Origin of the sequence: Ornithinimicrobium sufpigmenti (genome assembly GCF_004322775.1) — a bacterium.
Lineage (GTDB): Bacteria > Actinomycetota > Actinomycetes > Actinomycetales > Dermatophilaceae > Ornithinicoccus > Ornithinicoccus sufpigmenti.
This window is the reverse complement of the sequence record NZ_CP036403.1, coordinates 4,098,841-4,118,297: the sequence shown is the minus strand read 5'-3', so window position 1 is coordinate 4,118,297 and position 19,457 is coordinate 4,098,841. Positions and strand designations below refer to the sequence as shown.

The window sequence follows — 19,457 nt, the reverse complement described above, 5'->3', positions numbered from 1 at the left end:
GTCGAGCTCGTCGCCGGTGTGCGGGTCAGTCGCGCTGGTAGATGTCTCGACTGTAGACCTTGTCCCCGGCCAGGTCCTGGAGGTGGTCGTCGCGCCGGTTGGCGATGATGAGGTCGCTGGCGGTGACGAACTGGTCCAGGTCGGAGTAGACGTGGCAGCCCTGGAAGGAGTCTTCCTCCAGGGCGGGTTCGTAGATGATGATCTCGATGCCGCGGGCCTGCAGGCGGGACATGACGCCCTGGATGGAGGAGGCGCGGAAGTTGTCCGAGCCGGCCTTCATGATGAGGCGGTAGATCCCGACCCGACGGGGGTGGTCGGAGGCGATGTCGGCGGCGATGAAGTCCATGCGGGTGGTGTTGGCGTCCACGATCGCGGTGATGAGGGTCTGGGGGACGTCGCCGTAGTTGGCCAGCAGCTGGCGGGTGTCCTTGGGCAGGCAGTAGCCGCCGTAGCCGAAGGAGGGGTTGTTGTAGTGGGAGCCGATGCGGGGGTCCAGGCCGACGCCCTCGATGATCTGGCGGGTGTCCAGACCGCGGGTGGCGGCGTAGGTGTCCAGCTCGTTGAAGTAGGCCACGCGCATGGCCAGGTAGGTGTTGGCGAACAGCTTGATCGCCTCGGCCTCGGTGGCGTCGGTGAGCAGGACGGGGGCGTCCTTGTCGATGGCGCCTTCCAGGAGCAGGTCGGCGAACTGTCGGCCGGCCGGGCCGGTGTCGCCGACGATGATGCGGGAGGGGTGCAGGTTGTCGTGCAGGGCGCGGCCCTCGCGCAGGAACTCCGGGGAGAACAGGATGCTCAGGTCCGGGTGCTGCTCGCGCAGACGGGCGGTGTAGCCCACGGGCACGGTCGACTTGATCACGACCGTGGCGGCGGGGTTGATCGCGGCGACGTCGGCCAGGACCGCCTCCACGCTGGAGGTGTCGAAGAAGTTGTTCTCGGTGTCGTAGTCGGTGGGGGTGGCGATGACGATCCACTGCGCGTCGGTGTAGGCCTCGGCAGGGTCGGTGGTGGCCCGCAGGTCCAGGTTGTTGGTCGCCAGGTAGTGCGAGAGCTCGGGGTCCACGATGGGCGAGCGGCGCTGGTTGATCAGCTCCACCTTGGCCGGGTTGATGTCCAGGGCCACGACCTCGTGGTGCTGGGCCAGCACCACGGCGTTGGACAGCCCCACGTAACCGGTGCCGGCGATCGCGATCTTCATCAAAACAGCTCCTCGAGTGTGGACGAACCGGTCAAGTATGGCGTGGCGTGGGTGAGAGGAGGATGAGGCGGCCCGGCGGTACCTCTGGCGGACAGGCCGCGTCCGGGCTCGGTGCTAACCTCCTCGCACGTGCGTCGTCGACTCCGAAAGGCCGTTTGTGAACCGCTGCGCTGGTGATCGGGCGGGGCGAGCCTGCGGGGCCGGTGCATGATGCGGGAAGCGGTCCAGCGGGTGCGTCGGCTCCGCAACCCGGGCAGCGTCTGGCGGCTGCGTCGCTACGCCTTCGACCTGCGGGAGCGGAGCCCCTCGGGGGCCGGGATGGCCGCGCCCGGAGCGGACCTGGTCGAGGTCAACCAGGCCGACCTGGACGAGATGCGGGCGTCCTGCCCCGAGCTGACGGACCGCAAGTACGAGCAGCTGCGGGAGCGGATCGGGGCGCCGGACATCACGGCATACCTCATCCGTGACGCCGACGGGACCTGGGCGGGATACTGCCACCTGGCCTACCGCCGGTTCGACGATCGCTACCTCAACCACGTGGTGCGGCTGCGGCGCCGCCAGGCCCTCTTCGTCGACGACGCGGTGTTCCGCACCCACCGCCGACGGGGGCTGCACACCTTCAGCGTGCAGCGCCGCCGGGAGCTGGCGCGGGAGCGGGGGATGCGGACCGGCCTGGTCGTCATCAACGACAAGAACACCGCCTCCATCGCCTCCTACCGCCATGTCGGGATCCGGCCGGTGCGCCGGCTGTACTTCGTACGGCCGTTCCGGGTGATGATCCAGCTGCCCTGGCGGAGGGCGTAGCGGATGGACATCGAGATCGTCCGCGATGCCGAGGGTCTGGATGACCTGAGGGCGGACTGGGAGGATCTGGAGCAGGCGGACCCCGAGGTCCCGTTCTACTCCACCTTCGCCTTCGTGCGGGGTTGGTGGGCCGCATACGGGCGGGACGACGGGCACGAGCTCCTCGTCGTGACCGCGCGCAACAACGGCCAGCTGGTCGGGGTCGCGCCCTTGTCCTACCGCCCCCAGACCCGGTTCGGGGTGCCGATCAAGGAGGTGCGCTTCGCCAGCCACGGCGACTACCTGTCCTTCCTGCTGCATCCCGGCATCCGCCCGGACACGGTGACCAACGCCCTGCTGGACGCCGTCTTCGCGCAGAGCGACTGGGACATCCTCAACCTGACCAACATCCCGGCCTCCACCACCTTCGCCGCGGCCCTGCTCCGCTCGGAGCACCACACGCTGCTCACCGCGCTGTCGGAGAACCCGTACATCGACCTGCGCCCCCATGCCGACTTCGCCGCCTTCACGGCGGACCGGCTGCCCTCGCACACCCGTAAGTACCGCAACAAGTTCCTGCGCGAGACGGGCGCCCGGTTCCGGGTCGTCGCCGGGGACGAGGAGAACATCCTGGAGCGCATGGCGGGCCTGCACCGGGAGGAGCGCGACTTCCTGCGGGCCCGTGGGCGGCGCGAGCGGCACTCGCTCTTCGACGATGCCCGCCGGTTCGCCCTGTACCGGGAGGTCTACGCGCGTCCCGGCGCGGCGCGGACCTTTGTCTACGAGGATCTCGAGGGCAACCTGCTGGGTTATCGCAGCACTTTCGTGCACCGCCGGTCGCTGCTCTCCTGGAACAGCGCCTACCACCCCGAGGTCGAGCTGTACCGGCTCGGCAAGGTCATCCAGTTCGACATCCTGGAGCACTGCTACGCCGCGGGCGACGTCGACGTCTTCGACTTCGGTGCCGGGCGTTACCCCTGGAAGTTCGAGTGGACCGACCGCTCGACCCTCTCCTACCGGTTCCGGTACGACCGGCCGGCGCTGACGGCCGCCGCCCCGCCCCCGCGCCTGGTCACCGGCCCCCCGCGGCCCAGCGGCGGGCGGAGAGGATCCGGGAGAACCAGGCGCGGACCGCGGAGGTGGAGGCGGCACGCCAGCAGCGTGCCCTGCAGCGCGCCGACCGGCTGCGTTCCCCCCTCCCGGCCGGCCGCGACGCGGCGGTGCGGGGCGTGCGTTCCGTCCTGCACCGGGCCCGCCCGCCGGTCGTCTACTACGTCCCCCACCCGGACGACGAGGCGATCTACATGGCCGGGAGCATGTGGTCCGAGCGCAACCGACGCACCATCGTCGTCTCGCTCACCAGCGGCGGCTCCTCCGCGGTGCTGCCGTGGGTCAACGAGCGCCTCGGCCAGCAGGTCAGCAAGGAGGACCTGGAACGCAGCCGGATCGGCGACCTGCGCCGGGCCGTGCAGCACCTGGGGGTGCGCCCGCTCGACGTGCACGTCATGGACCTTCCCGACGGCGGCCTGAGCCCTGAGCTGGTGGGCGAGGTGGTGGAGGAGATGAGTCGGCGCTACCCGAGGGCCAGCCACCGGACGATGACCTGGCTGGACCCGCACCCCGACCATGCCGCAGCCGGCGAGGCCGTCCGCCGGGCGCACCGGGCAGGCGTGATCGAGGACAGCCTCTTCCACGTGCCCGTCGACGTGCTGGAGGAGTCGGTGGGGAGCCCCGTCCAGCTGTCCACGGCCGCCTGCGACGCGAAACGGGCCGCCCTGGCGGAGTACCGGGTGTGGGACCCGTTCGCCGGGCGCTACGCCATCGGCCTGCTCAGCGTGCCGGACCTCATCGCCAAGCAGGCGGTGGAGCCGCACGAACGGGTGCACGGCCCCGACCTCGACGACGGCCCGGAGGAGGACCGGGAGGATTAGGCCGCGGCGTCCGGGTCCCGGTACCCTTGTCAAGTTCACCGCTGGCACGGCTGTGGAAAACTCCTGCGCCCTCGCCCCTTCCGGGTGGAGGCTGGTCCTGCCGCGGTGAGACGTATGAAGCCCTCCTGTCACGGAGAGACCGTGACCGCTACAGACCGAAGGAGGTGGGTTCACCCATGCGTCAGTACGAACTGATGATCATCCTCGACCCCGAGACCGATGAGCGTAACCTTCAGCCCACGCTGGAGAAGATGCTCGAGGTGGTCGGCAAGGAAGGTGGCTCCGTCGACGAGATCGACATCCTGGGCCGCCGTCGCCTGGCCTACGAGATCAGGAAGCAGGCCGAGGGGATCTACGCCGTCATCCAGATGACCGCCGACCCCGCGACCGCCCAGGAGCTGGACCGCCGGCTGGGGCTCAACGAGTCCGTCATGCGGACCAAGCTGCTGCGCCGCGACGCCTGACCTGCTCGCGTCCCACCGCTCCACCAGCATCACCCAGCACCACCCAGCGTCACTGGTACCACCCAGCACCACCTCGCCCACGACGACGATCAAGGATGACCTGACATGGCCGGAGAGACCCCCATCACCGTCATCGGCAACCTGACCGCCGACCCTGAGCTGCGCTTCACCCCGAGCGGCGCGGCCGTGGCCAACTTCACCGTGGCCTCGACCCCGCGGACGTTCGACCGGCAGGCGAACGAGTGGAAGGACGGCGAGACGCTGTTCATGCGCTGCTCGGTCTGGCGCGAGGCGGCCGAGCACGCCGCCGAGTCGCTGCACCGCGGTGACCGGGTGATCGCCACCGGCCGGCTGGTCTCGCGCTCCTGGCAGACAGCTGAGGGTGAGAACCGGACGGTCATGGAGATGCAGGTCGACGAGGTCGGCCCGTCCCTGCGGTATGCCACCGCCCAGGTCACCAAGGCCCAGCGCGGCCAGGGTGGCGGCGGTGGCGGTTGGCAGGGCGGTCAGTCCGGCCAGACGGGTCAGGGTGGCGGCTGGGGCCAGGGTCAGTCCGGCCAGGCAGCTCAGTCGGGCCAGGGTGGCGGCTGGAACCAGGGCCAGGGTGGTCAGCCCGGGCAGAGCGGCGGCCAGCAGGCCGCCGGCACCTCCGCCCCGGACAGCGACCCCTGGGCCACCGGTGGGGCCAGCAACACCGGCAGCGGTGGCCAGTCCGGTGGCTGGGGCGGCGCGCCGTCCTACGACGAGCCGCCCTTCTAGAGCCACTGCGGCACGACCGCGGTGCCCGGCCCACAGCCGGGCACGCGCACACACCTCATACACATCAGAGAACACCCATCCCGAGCACAGCTCGGGCTCTTCGTAGAAAGGGAGAGCACCACGATGGCCAAGCCCGTCATGCGTAAGCCGAAGAAGAAGGCGAACCCGCTCAAGACCGCCAAGATCGAGGCGATCGACTACAAGGACACCGCGCTGCTGCGCAAGTTCATCTCCGACCGCGGCAAGATCCGTGCGCGCCGCGTCACCGGCGTCTCCGTCCAGGAGCAGCGCCGCATCGCCAATGCGGTGAAGAACGCCCGCGAGATGGCGCTGCTGCCCTACAGCAGCTCCGCCCGCTGAGCCGCAGAAACGATCGGAGAAGCAGAATGAAGATCATCCTGACCCAGCCGGTGACCGGCCTCGGGGAGGCCGGTGACGTCGTCGACGTCAAGGACGGCTACGCCCGCAACTTCCTGCTGCCCCGCCGCGTCGCCACGCCGTGGACGAAGGGCGGCCAGAAGCAGGTCGACTCGATCAAGGCCGGCCGCCAGAAGCGCGCGCTGCGCACCGCCGAGGAGGCCTCGACCGCCAAGGCGACCCTGGAGAGCACGACGGTCACCGTGACCGCGCGTGCCGGCCAGGGCGGGCGCCTGTTCGGTGCCGTCACGCCCACCGAGATCGCCGAGGCCATCGCGGCCGCCGGGGGTCCGCAGGTGGACAAGCGCCGTATCGAGGTCCGCAGCCCCATCCGCACCGTCGGTGAGCACCCGGTGCACGTGCGTCTGCACGACGAGGTCGCGGCCGACGTGACCATCAACGTCGTCGCGTCCTGACGACGTCTCAGACGTCTGACCGAGTCTGACCCGGCTGACCGAGTCTGACCCGGCTGACCACGGTCCGACCGCTAGGGCCCCGGTTCCGTTTCGCTCGGGACCGGGGCTTTTGGCATCATGGGCGCGGGCGTGCCGGTCGTGTCCCGCGGTCTCGGCGTTCGGCCTTCCGGCGTTGTCGGCGTCTCGGCGTCACGTGCTGGGCTGCCTGACCGATCGGTTTTCGGTCTCCGACAACCTTCGCGTTATCCTGTGCGGGACGCGTCAACTACTGAGGAGGACCCGTGCTCGTCGCCTTCCTCCTCGTCCACCTTCTGGCCGCGGCGCTGGCCCCCTCGCTGGTCCGCCGCCTCGGGGCCAAGGCGTTCCACCTGCTGGCCCTGGCGCCCGCCGCCACCGCGGTCTGGGCCGCGACCCAGATGCCCGCAGGTGCGGACGACGCCCATACCGAGCACCTGGACTGGGTCGCCGCCCTCGGGATGGACCTGTCCTTCCGGATGGACACCCTGGCCTGGGTGATGACCCTGATCGTCTCCGCGATCGGCGCTCTCATCCTCGTCTACTGCGCCCACTACTTCGAGGACGACGACGGCAACCTGGGTCTGCTGGCGGGGGCCCTGGTCGGGTTCGCGGGGGCGATGCTCGGCCTGGTCACCACCGACGACCTGCTGGTGCTCTACGTCTTCTGGGAGATCACCACCGTCCTGTCCTACCTGCTGGTCGGCTACCTGACCACGAGTGCGGCCAGCACCCGGGCCGCCAAGCAGGCGCTCATCGTCACCACCTTCGGCGGGCTGGCGATGCTGGTCGGGATCGTCATCCTCGGGGAGGGGGCGGGCACCTACCAGATCAGCGAGCTCATCGCCGAGCCCCGGACGGGGACGCTCGTGGCCTGGGGGATCGCCCTGCTGCTGGTCGGCGCGATCACCAAGTCCGCGCTCTTCCCCTTCCACTTCTGGCTGCCCGGCGCGATGGCCGCGCCGACCCCGGTCAGCGCCTACCTGCACGCCGCCGCGATGGTCAAGGCCGGCGTCTACCTGGTCGCCCGGTTCGCACCCGGGTATGCCGACCTGCTCACCTGGCAGGTCGTGGTGCTGGCCCTGGGCGGGTTCACCATGCTCCTGGGGGGCTTCCGCGCCACCCGGCAGACCGACCTGAAGCTGCTCCTGGCCTACGGCACCGTCAGCCAGCTGGGCTTCATGCTCCTGCTCGTCGGCTACGGCAGCGAGGGGGCCATGCTGGCCGGACTGACCATGCTGGTCGCGCACGCGCTCTTCAAGGCCTCGCTCTTCCTCACCACCGGTGCCATCGACCACGCCGCCGGGACCCGCGACATCCGCCGCCTCACCGGGGTGCGCCGCCGGGCCCCCCTGCTGGCGGTCGCCGGCACCCTCAGCGCCATGTCGATGGCGGGCATCCCGGTGCTGCTCGGCTTCGTCGGCAAGGAGGCCGCGCTCGCGGCCGTGCTCTACCCGGTGGACGGCTGGTGGTCGCTGCAGGGCTTTGCCGCCTTCTCGGTCGTGCTCGGGTCCGTGCTGACCATGGCCTACTCCGTGCGTTTCGTCTGGGGCGCCTTCACCGACGCCTCCCGACCTCCGGAGCTGCCGCACGGCCAGCTGCCGTCCGCCGTGCGAGACCGGCAGCGTCCTGAGGCGGGCGCCACGCTCGCCGCACCGGCCGGCCCGACCGCCGCCGAGGAGGAGACGACCTGGCACACGCCCACGGTCATCCTCACCGGGGTCCCGCTCCTGCTGGCCCTGGCCAGTGTCGTGATGGGCGTCACCTCGACCACGCTGGAGGGGGTGCTGGAGCCGCACGCCTCGCTGGTCACCGCCGTCCCGGACGGCTACGAGGTGCACCTCGGCCTGTGGCACGGGTGGGGCCTTCCGCTGTACGCCTCGATCCTGGTGTGGACCCTGGGCACCTTGTGGTGGTGGGCACAGGCCCGCCGGCCCGTCGAGGTGCCGGTGCCGCTGTGGCCCTTCGACGCCGGGCGGACCTACCACCACCTGGTCCGCGGCCTGGACCGGGTCGCCCTGGAGGTCACCGGCTTCTTCCAGCGGGGCTCCCTTCCGGTGCTGCTCGGCATCATCGTCAGCGTCCTGATCGCGCTGCCGGCCTACCAGATGGTGACCGGGGACATCGTCTGGCCCGAGCGGGTCCGGATCTCGGACAGCGCGGCGCAGGTCGTCGTGATCGTGCTGGTCATCCTGGCCGCGGTGCTGGCCACCCGCGCCCGACGGCGGCTGCGGGCGGTCTTCCTGGTCGGGGTCACCGGCTACGGCACCGCCCTGCTCTACCTGCTGCACGGGGCCCCCGACATCGCGCTGACCCAGATCCTGGTGGAGACGGTCTCGCTGGTGGTGCTGGTGCTGGTGCTGCGCCGTCTCTCCGGGCGCTTCCCCGACGACCCGAGCCGGATGACCCGGCGGGTGCGCGCCCTGCTCGGCACCGCCGTGGGTGTGGTTGTCGGCCTCAGTGCGCTGATCGCCACCTCCTCGCGGATCCACGAACCCGCCGGGCTGGGCCTGCCGGAGCGGGCCGTCGACTACGGCGCCGGCTCCAACATCGTCAACGTGATCCTGGTCGACGTGCGTGCCTGGGACACCATGGGCGAGCTGTCGGTCGTGCTGGCCTGTGCCACCGGTGTCGCCAGCCTGGTCTTCCTGCGCGACGACATCATGGACCGGGTGCGGGCCGGTCTGCGCACCGCGCGCGGCACCCGCGCCCGGCTCCGCACCCCGCGTGGCGACACCTCCCGGGCCAGTGGCCCCAGCCGGTGGCTGACCGCCGGCGAACAGCTCGACCCGCAACGCCGCTCCACCATGTTCGAGGTCGTCACCCGCCTCGTCTTCCACACGGTGGTGCTGTGGTCGGTCTACCTGCTGCTCTCGGGCCACAACCAGCCCGGCGGCGGCTTCGCGGCGGGCCTCGTGGGCGGGTTGGCGCTGTGCCTGCGCTACCTGGCCGGTCGCGGCTACGAGCTGCGTGCGGCGCTGCCGGTCATGCCGGCGGCCCTGCTCGGCTCCGGCCTGTTCATCGCGGCCGGGTCTGCCCTGGCCCCGATGCTCTTCGGCAGCCCGGCCCTGCGCACCTGGGACACCTACCTGCAGATCCCGCTCCTGGGCGAGGTGCACCTGGTCACCTCGCTGTTCTTCGACATCGGCGTCTACCTGGTGGTCCTGGGCCTGATGCTCGACATCCTGCGCAGCCTGGGGTCGGGGATCGACGGTCAGATCCGCCTGGAGAACGAGCAGGAGAACGAGCAGGAGAACGAGCAGGACCCGAGCGGCCAGGACGCGAGCGAGCAGACGCAGGGTGAGGAGGTGCCGTCGCGATGACCCCCAACCTCTCGCTCATCGTCGTGGCCAGCGTGCTCATCGGCACCGGGGTCTACCTGTTCCTGGCCCGCTCCCTGGTGCGGGCGCTCATGGGCTTCCTGCTCATGGGCAACGGCATCAACCTGCTCTTCATCATCGGCTCCGGACCGGCCGGTGCGCCCCCGATCGTCGGGGTCTCCGAGGACATGGACATGTCTGACCCGGTCCCTCAGGCGCTGGTGCTCACCGCGATCGTCATCACCCTGGGGATGACCGCCTTCGTGCTCGCGCTCGCGCACCGCAGCTGGCAGCTGGGCCGGGAGGACCTGGTCGCCGACGACCTCGAGTCCGCACGCATCCACGCGATGGCGGAGTCCGACGAGATCGACGGACCCAGTGCGCGCGAGCAGGCCGATGCGATCGCCGCGGAGACCCAGCGCACCGAGCGCGAGATGCACGACCCCGGACGGCAGGGCATCCCGGGCGACCCGGCCACCCCCACGACCGAGCGCTACGACCACGCGATCGCCGGCCCGGGTGAGGGCACGGTCGACCCGGAGGACGTGGCCAAGGAGCGGGTCGCCGACGGCGGGCCCTCGGTCGACGAGTCACCGGACGCGCAGGGCACCGACCCTGAGGGGGGCACCCGATGATCACCGAGTACGCCTGGCTGGTCCCGATGGTGGTGCTGCTGCCCCTGGTCGGCGCCGGCCTGACCCTGGCGGCGGCACGCAAGACCTGGGTCCAGCGGGTCGTGAGCATGTCCGTGCTCATCGGCATGCTGGCCTGCGCCAGCGTGCTGCTGTGGGCCGCGGACACCCTGGGCCCCCAGGTGATGTACGTCGGCGGGTGGACGCCGTTCGAGGGCATCACCCTGGTCGTCGACCGGCTCTCGGCCCTCATGGTCATCGTCTCGACGACGGTGACCATGGCGGTGCTCGCCTACTCGATCGGGCAGGGCGCGAGCAGCTTCGACGACGAGAGCGACGGGCACTCCCCGCTGCCGGTCTTCCACCCCTCGCTGCTGGTGCTCTCCGCCGGCGTCACCACCACCTTCGTCTCCGGGGACCTGTTCCACATCTACGTCGGCTTCGAGATGCTCCTCGCCGCGAGCTTCGTGCTGCTCACCCTCGGCGGGACCGTGGAGCGGGTGCGGTCGGGGATCACCTACGTCCAGGTCTCCCTGCTGTCCTCGATGATCTTCCTGATGGCCCTGGGGCTGGTGTACGGCGCCACCGGCACGATCAACCTGGCCCTGCTCTCCCAGCGGGTCGGGGAGATCTCCCCGGGGACCGCGGCGCTGCTGCACGTGATGCTGCTGGTCGGCTTCGCGGTCAAGGCCGCGGTGTTCCCGATGTCCGGGTGGCTGCCCGACTCCTACCCGACCGCCCCAGCCCCGGTCACGGCCGTCTTCGCCGGGCTGCTGACCAAGGTCGGCATCTACGCGATCATCCGGACCCAGACGCTGCTCTTCCCGCAGTCCAGGTTCGAGGACCTGCTGCTGTGGGCCGCGCTGTTCACCATGGTGGTGGGCATCCTGGGCGCGATCGCGCAGGACGACATCAAGCGGATGCTGTCCTTCACCCTCGTCAGCCACATCGGCTACATGCTCTTCGGCATCGCGCTGGGCTCCACCCACGGCCTGGGTTCGGCGATCTTCTACGTCGTCCACCACATCCTCATCCAGACCACGCTCTTCCTCGTGGTCGGGCTGGTGGAACGGGTCGGCGGCTCCTCCGACAGCACCCGCCTCGGCGACCTGGCCCGCATCTCGCCCGTCGTCGGGATCCTCTTCTTCATCCCGGCGATGAACCTGGCCGGCATCCCGCCCTTCACCGGCTTCCTCGGCAAGGTCGGGCTGATCCAGGCGGGCGTCAGCGACGGGTCGTGGCTGGCCTACACCGTCGTCGTCGGCTCGGTGGTCACCTCACTGCTCACCCTGTATGCCGTGGCCAAGGTCTGGGGCCGCTCCTTCTGGTCCGAGAACGCGACCGGGCTGACCGGCGCGGGCCCGATGCGCGGCGGCCATCACTCGGCGCTCGGCCTCGGGGTGCTGGCGCCGACGACCGGGCTGGTCGTGGTGGGCGTCGCGCTGACCGTGGTGGCGGGCCCCCTCTTCGGGGTGGCCAGCCGCGCGGCCGTCGACCTCGTGCAGCGCACTCCATACCTGGAGGCCGTGCTCGGTTCGGGGGTGTCACTCTAACGATGAGACGACTCTTCAACCCCCCCAGCTGGCGGATGTCCCCGTGGTCGGTCCTGTGGCTGACCGTGGTCTGGGTCATGCTCTGGGGCGAGGTCACCCCCGTGACGGTCGTCGGTGGCGCCATCGTCGCGGTGCTGGTGCTCGCCCTCTTCCCGCTGCCGCACGTGCGGATGCGGCTGCGCCCCCGCGTCTGGGGCCTGCTCGTCCTGGTCGGCCGGTTCAGCTACGACCTGGTGACCGCCTCCGTCCAGGTCGCCTGGCTGGCGCTGCGTCCCGGCCGGCGCGTCGGCGGGGTGGTCATGGACATGGAGCTCGTCGGCGACGACGAGCTCCTGCAGGTGCTGACCGCCGAGATGGTCACCCTCGTCCCGGGCTCGGTCGTCATCGAGCTGGACCCGGGGACCCGGGTCATCACCCTCCACGCCCTGGACGTGCGTACCCGCCAGGAAGCTGAAGCGATGCGGCGGCGGGTCCGCGGCCAGGAGGCGCGGGTGCTGCGTGCTCTGCACCCGGACCCGGAGACCCTGCTGGACCCGCGCCGACGCAGGCAGGCGCAGCGCACGGCGGCCCGGGAGGGGCCGGTCGCCGAGACGGCCGCCCAGGTCAGGGAGCGGACCGGTCAGCGGGTCGACGAGGTCCGGGCCGACGAGGGGACGCAGCCATCGGAGGAGGAGACGCCGCGATGACCATCGACACCATCGAGACCTGGCTCACCTGGGCGATCGGCGGGCTGCTCTTCCTGTCGGCCCTGCTCAGCCTGATCCGGATCACCCTGGGCCCCAGCGTGCTGGACCGGGTGGTGGCCTCCGACGTGCTGGTCTCCATCGTGGTCTGCGCCCTCGGCGCCTACGCGGCCCTCACCGACGCCTGGACCACCCTGCCGCTGCTGATCTCCCTGTCGCTGGTCGGCTTCATGGGCTCGGTCGCCGTGGCGCGTTTCGTGGCCCGGGACCGCGACACCCCCTTCGTCGCGCCCGCACCTGACCGGCTCCAGGACGGCGGCTCCGCCCCGCCCCGGCACAGCTTCGCCCGTCGCGCCCCGCGCAGGTCCCACGGGCACCGGGCCGATCGAGCCACCCCGGAACGCGGACCGGGACACGGAGGAGGTCGGTCATGAACGTGTACGACGTGCTGGACGTCCTGGGCCTCATCTGTCTGCTCCTGGGGGCGCTGCTCTGCCTCGCGGCCGCAGTCGGCCTGCTGCGCTTCCCGGACCTGCTGACCCGCATGCACGCCGGCACCAAGCCGCAGATCCTCGGGGTCATCCTGGTCATGATCGGCGTCGGCCTGCGCACCCGCGCGGGCCTGGACGTCGGGATGCTGGTGCTGATCACGGTGTTCCAGATGCTCACCATCCCCGCCGGTGCGCACATGGTCGGCCGCGCGGGCTTCCGCACCGGTCAGATCGCCCCCACGGACATCCACCTGGGCCGGCGCGAGCACGACCCCAGCCCGGACCAGCCCTAGGCCAGGTGTACGGCGGGGCGGAGTCCGGCATACCGAGCCGGCGCACCGGCCAGGCGGCGGCGGCGCTGCATCATCCCGCGCCGCAGACCAGCCGTTCGACACGGGTCAGCGCTCGGCGCCGACGACCATCCAGCGGTCACCCTGGCCGCGGCCCCACAGCAGCAGGGCGCGGACGAGCATGAACCCGTTGAAGGCGACCCAGAGCCACACCAGGCCGGTGATGCCGGTGACACCGGACGACCAGACCGCGAGCACCATGGGGACGTAGGCGAGGGTGGCCAGCGTCTGTGCCCCGGCCAGCCAGCGGGTGTCGCCCGCGCCGATGAGCACGCCGTCCAGGATGAACGCCACCCCGGCGATGGGCTGCCCGACGGCCACCACGATGAGCGCGGCCGCCAGGGCGGCCCGCACGTCGGGGTCCTGGCTGAAGCCGAGGGGGATGACGCGGTGCAGGATCAGGATGACCGCAGTCAGGATCAGGCCGAACCAGATCGACCACCGCACCATCAGCTGGGTGGTCTCCCGGGTGCCGCGCACGTCCCCGGCGCCGAGCGTCTTGCCGGTGAGCGCCTGGGCCGCGATCGCCAGCGCGTCGAGCGCGAAGGCGAGGGTCGCCCAGACGGTCATCGCCACCTGGTGGGCCGCGAGCGGGCCGTCGCCCAGGCCGGCCGCGAGCCAGGTGGTGAGCAGCAGGGCGGCACGCAGCGCGATCGTGCGCACCAGCAGCGGTATGCCGCCCAGCGCGGCCTTGAGCACCCCCGAGCCGCTGGGCGCCAGCTCCGAGCCCAGCCGACGGGCACCCCGGACGACCACGAGCAGCAGGTAGACCGCCATACCGGTCTGGGCGATCACCGAGCCGATCGCCGCCCCGGCGATCCCCCAGCCGACGACGTGCACCAGAACCAGGGACAGCACCGCGTTGGCGCTGAAGCCGGTCACGGCGGCGATGAGCGGCGTCCGGGTGTCCTGCAGCCCGCGCAGCACCCCGGTCGCGGCCAGCACGATCAGCATGCTCGGTATGCCGAGCGCCGACCACCGCAGGTAGGTCACGCCCTCGCCGGTCACCCCGGGGCTGGCGCCGAAGAGTCCGAGGAGGGGCTCGGCCCAGACCGCGGTGGCCAACCCGGCCAGGGCCCCGAGCAGCAGCGCGAGCCACAGCCCGTCGATCCCGGCGCTGATGGCGCCGCGCTGGTCCCCGGCCCCGAGCCTGCGGGAGACCACCGCGGTGGTGCCGTAGGCCAGGAAGATGAAGAGGTTGACCGCGGTCAGCAGCACTGCGCTGGCGACCCCGAGGCCGGCCAGGGCAGCGGTGCCCAGGTGGCCGATGATCGCGGAGTCGGCGAGCAGGAAGAGGGGTTCGGCGACCAGCGCCAGGAACGCCGGCACCGCCAGACGCAGGATCTCCCGCGCCGGGGTCGGCGCGGGAGATCCCTGCTCGTCGGTGGTCACCGGCTGATTCTGTCACCGGGCCCGTGCGGGTCCGGTGGCGGTCTCAGGCGGCCTCCTCGGTCTTCCAGCTGGTCTCAGCTGGTCTCAGCTGGCCTGCGCGGTCTCGGCGTGGTCGCTGCGCGAGGTGACCTCGCCCTGGATGTCCCCGACGTCCTCGGCGGCGGCCAGGCGGTTGCCGCCGCCGTGCGCGACCTGGATCTTGCGGGGCTTGGCCTCTTCGGCGACGGGGATGGTCAGCGTCAGCACGCCGTCCTCGTAGCCGGCCTCGATGCGGTCCAGGGCCACGCCGTACCCGAGGGTGAGCTGGCGGGCAAAGGTGCCGGACGGGCGCTCGTGCGAGAGCCACTGCTCCACGCCCTCCTGCTCGCGGCGCTCGGCCCGGATCGTCAGGGTCCGCTCCTCGACGTCCACGTCGATCGAGCTGGGGTCCACCCCGGGCAGGTCGATCTTGGCGACGAAGGAGTCGTCCCCGCGGTAGAGATCCATCGGCATGGCCGAACTGGCGGGGGTGCGGAGCGTCTCAGACATCAGGCGCTCCATGTCACGGAAGGGATCGAAACGGCTCATCATCTGGTCCTCCTTGTTCACTCGAGCGTTCACGTGAACCAACGGTGGCGGGGTGCTCGATTAGCACTCCTACCTCTAGAGTGCCAAACGCTCGGCGACCGTGCAAGTATTCCGGAGGGCCGTCGTCACGACACGCCCGGGCGAGTTTTCGTCCACAGGGTGTGGAGCACGAATGCGCAGGTCACGGCAGTGACGCGAGGAGAATTCCCATGTTGTCCACAGGGATGTCCACAACCATCCCCAGGCGGCTGTGCGCGTCGTCCACGTGGTGTCCACACCTCGTCCCCACCCTGTCCACAGGGGGATAGTGCGTCCTGGTGCGGGACGGCTTACGGTGGGGCGACCGCTCGCGTGCGGGGGTCGTCCCGTGACCCGCACCGGCGGGTATGTCGGTGGCCGCTGGTGTCATCGGGCTGTCATCGGAGGGAAAGGGAGGCGCATGGCGCTGAGCGAGATGGAGGTCTACGGACCTCCGGACACCGGTGGGGGACCCGAAGACCGGCTGCCGCCGCAGGACGTCGCCGCCGAGCAGAGCGCGCTCGGCTCGATGATGCTGTCCAAGGACGCCATCGCCGAGTGCTCCGAGATCGTCCGCGCCCAGGACTTCTACCGGCCCGCCCACGAGACGATCTTCGAGGCCTGCGTCGACCTCTACGCCCGGGGGGAGCCGGTCGACGCCATCACGGTCGGTGACGAGCTGACCAAGCGCGGCGACCTGCAGCGGGTGGGCGGCACGGCATACCTGCACCAGCTCATCGCCTCGGTGCCGACCGCGGCCAACGCCTCCTTCTACGCCGAGATCGTCGCCGAGCGAGCGGTGCTGCGGCGGCTGGTCGAGGCCGGCACCCGCATCGTGCAGAGCGGCTACGCCGGCGGCGACGTCGAGGAGATCGTCAACGCCGCCCAGGCCGAGGTGTATGGCGTGGCCGAGACCCGGGGCGGCAACGACTACCGGCCGCTGGGTGAGCTCATCGAGCCCACGATGGACGAGATCGAGCACGCGGCCGGTGCGACGGGGGAGATGACGGGGGTCCCGACCGGGTTCACCGACCTGGACGAGCTGACCAACGGGCTGCACCCAGGCCAGATGGTCATCGTGGCGGCCAGGCCGGCCGTCGGGAAGGCCCTGGCTCTGGACACCCCGCTCCCCACGCCGCAGGGCTGGACCACGATGGGTGAGGTCGCGGTGGGTGATGAGGTGCTCGGTGCCGACGGCCGGCCGACCACAGTGGTCGCGGCGACCGAGGTCATGATGGACCGACGCTGCTACGAAGTGGAGTTCTCCGACGGCTCGGTCATCGTGGCGGATGAGGAGCACCTGTGGTCGGTGGCGATCGACGGCGAGCGGCAGGTCGTGACCACCCGTGTCATCCGGAAGCAGCGGAACGGCGACGCAACGGTGACCGTCTCGCGCACGGGGAGCCCCGGCGGTCTGGAGGCGCAGACGTGGAGCATCATGGAGGTGCGGCCGGTGCCTTCGGTGCCGGTGCGCTGCATCCAGGTGTCCAACGAAGACCACCTGTACCTGGCCGGCCGGTCGATGATCCCGACGCACAACTCCACCTTCGCTCTGGACATCGCCCGCTCGGCAGCGATCAAGGCGGGCATGCCGACGGTCGTTTTCAGCCTGGAGATGAGCCGGACCGAGATCACCATGCGCCTGCTGTCGGCGGAGTCGGAGATCCCGTTGCAGAACATGCGCAAGGGCACCATGCGGGACCGGGACTGGACCCGGCTGGCAGAGACCCAGGGGCGGATCACCGATGCGCCGCTCTTCATCGACGACTCGCCGAACATGTCGCTGATGGAGATCCGTGCGAAGTGCCGTCGGCTCAAGCAGCAGCACGGTCTCAAGCTGGTCATCGTCGACTACCTGCAGCTGATGAGCTCCGGCAAGCGGGTCGAGTCCCGCCAGCAGGAGGTCGCCGAGTTCTCTCGTGCGCTCAAGCTGCTGGCCAAGGAGCTGGAGGTGCCGCTCATCGCGCTCTCGCAGCTCAACCGTGGACCGGAGCAGCGGACCGACAAGAAACCGCAGATGAGCGACCTTCGTGAGTCGGGATGCCTCACCGCGGACACCCGCATTCTGCGCGCCGACACCGGTGCCGAGGTCACCATGGGCGAGCTCTTCGAGACCGGTGCCCAGGACATCCCGGTGTGGTCGCTGGACGAGTCGCTGCGTTATGTCCGCCGCCACCTCACCCACGTCTTTCCCACCGGAACGCGCCCGGTGTTCCGGCTCACGCTGACCTCTGGAAAGACGGTCCGGGCCACCGAGAACCACCCGTTCCTGACCTATGACGGGTGGAGGCAGCTTGGCGACCTGCGACAGGGAGACCGCATCGCCGTCCCGCGGCACGTGCCGGCGCCGGAGCAGCACGAGCCGTGGGCGGACGACAACCGCCTCGTCCTTCTAGCCCACATGCTCGGAGACGGATCCATGCTGCCGCGGCAGCCCCTTCGGTACGCCTCAGTGGATGAGGAGAACCTGAGGGCCGTGACAGCTGCAGCGCTGTCGTTCGGCGTGCTGGCGGTCCGGGACGAGTACCCCGCAGCTCGATGCACCACGCTTCGCCTACGCGCTCCGTACCGGCTGGGGCGCGGCCGGCGGAACCCGATAGCCCAGTGGCTCGACGAGCTCGGCGTCTTCGGGGCCCGCAGCCACGAGAAGTTCGTCCCGGAGTCGGTGTTCACCGCGTCCAAACGGCAGATTGCCCTCTTCCTCCAGCACCTCTGGGCCACGGATGGTTCCGTGACGGTGAACAAGGCCCAGTCCGGGGGACGCATCTACTACGCCTCCACCAGCCGTCGCCTGATCGACGACGTCTCACGTCTCCTGCTGCGGTTCGGGATCAGCACCCGGCTGAGGACGGTCACCAAGAGCGGCTATCGCGACCTGTTCACCCTGGACATATCGGGTAGTGACAGCCAGCGGCGCTTCCTGCAGGAGATCGGGGTCTTCGGTGCCCGTTCGGCGTCGGCCGCTCGGTTGCTCCACATCATCCGCGACCGTCAGGCCAACACCAACGTGGACACCGTGCCGCAACAGGTGTGGGGTGACGTGCGACGTGTCATGGCGGAGCAGGGCATGACCACTCGTCAGTTCCAGAAGGCCCTCGGAAACTCTTACTGTGGGTCCACCCTCTACAAGAGTGCGCCCTCCCGCGAAAGGCTGGCGCGAGTGGCGCAGGTCCTCGACAGTGCGGAGCTCGAGCTCCTCGCCGTCAACGACGTGCTGTGGGACGAGATCGCCACGATCGAGCTCGTCGGCGTCGAGGAAGTGTTCGACGCCACGGTTATGGGCGGCCACAACTTCATCGCGGACGGCATCGCGGTGCACAACTCGATCGAGCAGGACGCTGACGTCGTCATCCTCCTGCACCGCGAGTCGCTCTACGAGCGGGAGTCCCCGCGAGAGGGCGAGGCCGACGTCATCGTGGCCAAGCACCGTAACGGCCCGACGGACACCGTGGTGGTCGCCTTCCAGGGGCACTACAGCAAGTTCACCAACATGGCGAGCAACTTCTAGTCAGGAGTCAGCGCACTGCTGCGAGATGCGTCGGGCACGACCACAGCAGTCCTGGGCACGACACAGACCCCGGAATAGCCGGACCCGCCTCGGTGTAAGCACCGGTGTGACGACGACACCTGTGCCCTCCATCGAGCTCAACAACGGCGTGCTGATCCCCCAGGTCGGCTACGGGGTCTTCCAGGTGCCCGAAGACGGCACCCAGCGCGCCGTCGAGCAGGCGTTGGAGGCCGGTTACCGGCACATCGACACCGCCGCGGCCTACTACAACGAGGCGGGCGTCGGTGCCGCGCTGCGGGCCAGCGGACTGCCCCGGGAGGATGTCTTCGTCACCACCAAGCTACGCAACGGCGACCAGGGCGCCGACTCGACGCTGCGCGCGTTCGAGGCCAGCCGCACGGCGCTCGGCCTGGACGTCGTCGACCTCTACCTGGTGCACTGGCCCTACCCCAGCGCGGACCGCTACATCGAGACCTGGCGGTCCTTCGAGAAGCTGTATGCCGAGGGTGCGGTCCGGGCCATCGGCGTCTCCAACTTCCTCCCCCCGTTCCTGGAGCGGCTGCTCGCCGAGACCGACGTCGTCCCGGCGGTCAACCAGATCGAGATCCACCCCAGCTTCCAGCAGGTGGACACCCAGACCGCGAGCCGCGCCGCGGGGGTCGCGGTGCAGGCCTACTCGCCGCTGGGGCAGGGCAAGGACCTGCACGCCCCGGCGGTGACCGAGGTCGCCGAGCGGCTCGGCGTCACCCCGGGCCAGGTCGTCCTGCGGTGGCACCTGCAGCAGGGCACGATCATCATCCCCAAGTCTGTGACGCCGGAACGGATCGCCAGCAACATCGACCTGTTCTCCTTCGAGCTGACCGAGCAGGACATGGCGGCCATCAGCGCGCTGGACAGCGACGAGCGCATCGGTGCCGACCCGGCGACGGCCGACTTCACCCAGGTCCGCGCCTGACGGCTGAC

General features: G+C 70.4%; 17 protein-coding genes and 1 pseudogene. 15 read left to right on the top strand and 3 right to left on the bottom strand.

Annotation, left to right across the window (positions count from 1 at the left end; all coding sequences use genetic code 11):
- Positions 1-25 precede the first annotated feature (25 nt).
- On the bottom strand, positions 26-1,195 hold the full coding sequence (locus tag ESZ52_RS18840) for a nucleotide sugar dehydrogenase (RefSeq protein WP_131106293.1): 1,170 nt from the start codon (positions 1,193-1,195) through the stop codon (positions 26-28).
- Positions 1,196-1,402: 207 nt separating this feature from the next.
- Between ESZ52_RS18840 and ESZ52_RS18835 the strand changes: the two genes are divergently transcribed.
- From ESZ52_RS18835 to mnhG, 13 genes and pseudogenes are all read left to right on the top strand, one after another.
- On the top strand, positions 1,403-1,999 hold the full coding sequence (locus ESZ52_RS18835) for a GNAT family N-acetyltransferase (protein WP_131106292.1): 597 nt from the start codon (positions 1,403-1,405) through the stop codon (positions 1,997-1,999).
- 3 nt (positions 2,000-2,002) lie between these two features.
- Positions 2,003-2,950, top strand: a pseudogene (locus ESZ52_RS19830) (GNAT family N-acetyltransferase); the annotation flags it as partial.
- A gap of 332 nt (positions 2,951-3,282) precedes the next feature.
- Complete coding sequence (locus ESZ52_RS18825; protein WP_131106290.1) at positions 3,283-3,909, top strand: PIG-L family deacetylase; 627 nt, start codon at positions 3,283-3,285, stop codon at positions 3,907-3,909.
- A gap of 176 nt (positions 3,910-4,085) precedes the next feature.
- Positions 4,086-4,373, top strand: a complete 288-nt coding sequence (gene rpsF / locus ESZ52_RS18820; protein ID WP_131106289.1) for a 30S ribosomal protein S6 — start codon at positions 4,086-4,088, stop codon at positions 4,371-4,373.
- A gap of 105 nt (positions 4,374-4,478) precedes the next feature.
- Complete coding sequence (locus ESZ52_RS18815) at positions 4,479-5,132, top strand: single-stranded DNA-binding protein (protein ID WP_131106288.1); 654 nt, start codon at positions 4,479-4,481, stop codon at positions 5,130-5,132.
- Positions 5,133-5,255: 123 nt separating this feature from the next.
- Entirely contained in the window at positions 5,256-5,492 is a 237-nt protein-coding gene (gene rpsR, locus ESZ52_RS18810; protein WP_131106287.1) for a 30S ribosomal protein S18, read from the top strand.
- Positions 5,493-5,518: 26 nt separating this feature from the next.
- The gene (gene rplI, locus ESZ52_RS18805) at positions 5,519-5,965 is read left to right on the top strand and encodes a 50S ribosomal protein L9 (protein ID WP_131106286.1); all 447 of its coding nucleotides are present in this window, start codon (positions 5,519-5,521) and stop codon (positions 5,963-5,965) included.
- A 281-nt stretch (positions 5,966-6,246) separates the two neighbouring features.
- The gene (locus ESZ52_RS18800; protein WP_131106285.1) at positions 6,247-9,303 is read left to right on the top strand and encodes a Na+/H+ antiporter subunit A; all 3,057 of its coding nucleotides are present in this window, start codon (positions 6,247-6,249) and stop codon (positions 9,301-9,303) included.
- Entirely contained in the window at positions 9,300-9,935 is a 636-nt protein-coding gene (locus tag ESZ52_RS18795; protein ID WP_131106284.1) for a Na(+)/H(+) antiporter subunit C, read from the top strand. The genes ESZ52_RS18800 and ESZ52_RS18795 overlap by 4 nt, the downstream gene beginning before the upstream one ends.
- The gene (locus tag ESZ52_RS18790; RefSeq protein ID WP_131106283.1) at positions 9,932-11,485 is read left to right on the top strand and encodes a Na+/H+ antiporter subunit D; all 1,554 of its coding nucleotides are present in this window, start codon (positions 9,932-9,934) and stop codon (positions 11,483-11,485) included. Before ESZ52_RS18795 ends, ESZ52_RS18790 begins: the two co-directional genes overlap by 4 nt.
- Positions 11,486-11,487: 2 nt before the next feature.
- On the top strand, positions 11,488-12,171 hold the full coding sequence (locus tag ESZ52_RS18785) for a Na+/H+ antiporter subunit E (RefSeq protein WP_131106282.1): 684 nt from the start codon (positions 11,488-11,490) through the stop codon (positions 12,169-12,171).
- Complete coding sequence (locus ESZ52_RS18780; protein WP_131106281.1) at positions 12,168-12,602, top strand: MrpF/PhaF family protein; 435 nt, start codon at positions 12,168-12,170, stop codon at positions 12,600-12,602. Before ESZ52_RS18785 ends, ESZ52_RS18780 begins: the two co-directional genes overlap by 4 nt.
- Positions 12,599-12,952, top strand: a complete 354-nt coding sequence (gene mnhG, locus ESZ52_RS18775) for a monovalent cation/H(+) antiporter subunit G (RefSeq protein ID WP_131106280.1) — start codon at positions 12,599-12,601, stop codon at positions 12,950-12,952. Before ESZ52_RS18780 ends, mnhG begins: the two co-directional genes overlap by 4 nt.
- 105 nt (positions 12,953-13,057) lie before the next feature.
- On the opposite strand, the gene ESZ52_RS18770 is transcribed toward mnhG, so the two are convergent.
- Both ESZ52_RS18770 and ESZ52_RS18765 read right to left on the bottom strand, forming a co-directional pair.
- Positions 13,058-14,401, bottom strand: coding sequence for an MATE family efflux transporter (locus tag ESZ52_RS18770; RefSeq protein WP_131106279.1), 1,344 nt, complete (start codon positions 14,399-14,401; stop codon positions 13,058-13,060).
- An 84-nt stretch (positions 14,402-14,485) separates the two neighbouring features.
- Positions 14,486-14,971, bottom strand: a complete 486-nt coding sequence (locus tag ESZ52_RS18765) for an Hsp20/alpha crystallin family protein (RefSeq protein WP_131106751.1) — start codon at positions 14,969-14,971, stop codon at positions 14,486-14,488.
- Between the two features lie 436 nt (positions 14,972-15,407).
- On the opposite strand from ESZ52_RS18765, the gene ESZ52_RS18760 reads away from it, so the two are divergent.
- Positions 15,408-18,494, top strand: coding sequence for a replicative DNA helicase (locus tag ESZ52_RS18760; protein ID WP_131106278.1), 3,087 nt, complete (start codon positions 15,408-15,410; stop codon positions 18,492-18,494).
- A gap of 106 nt (positions 18,495-18,600) precedes the next feature.
- Positions 18,601-19,449 (top strand): aldo/keto reductase, encoded by an 849-nt coding sequence (locus ESZ52_RS18755; RefSeq protein ID WP_238154382.1) that lies wholly within the window; start codon positions 18,601-18,603, stop codon positions 19,447-19,449.
- The last annotated feature ends 8 nt before the right edge of the window (positions 19,450-19,457 follow it).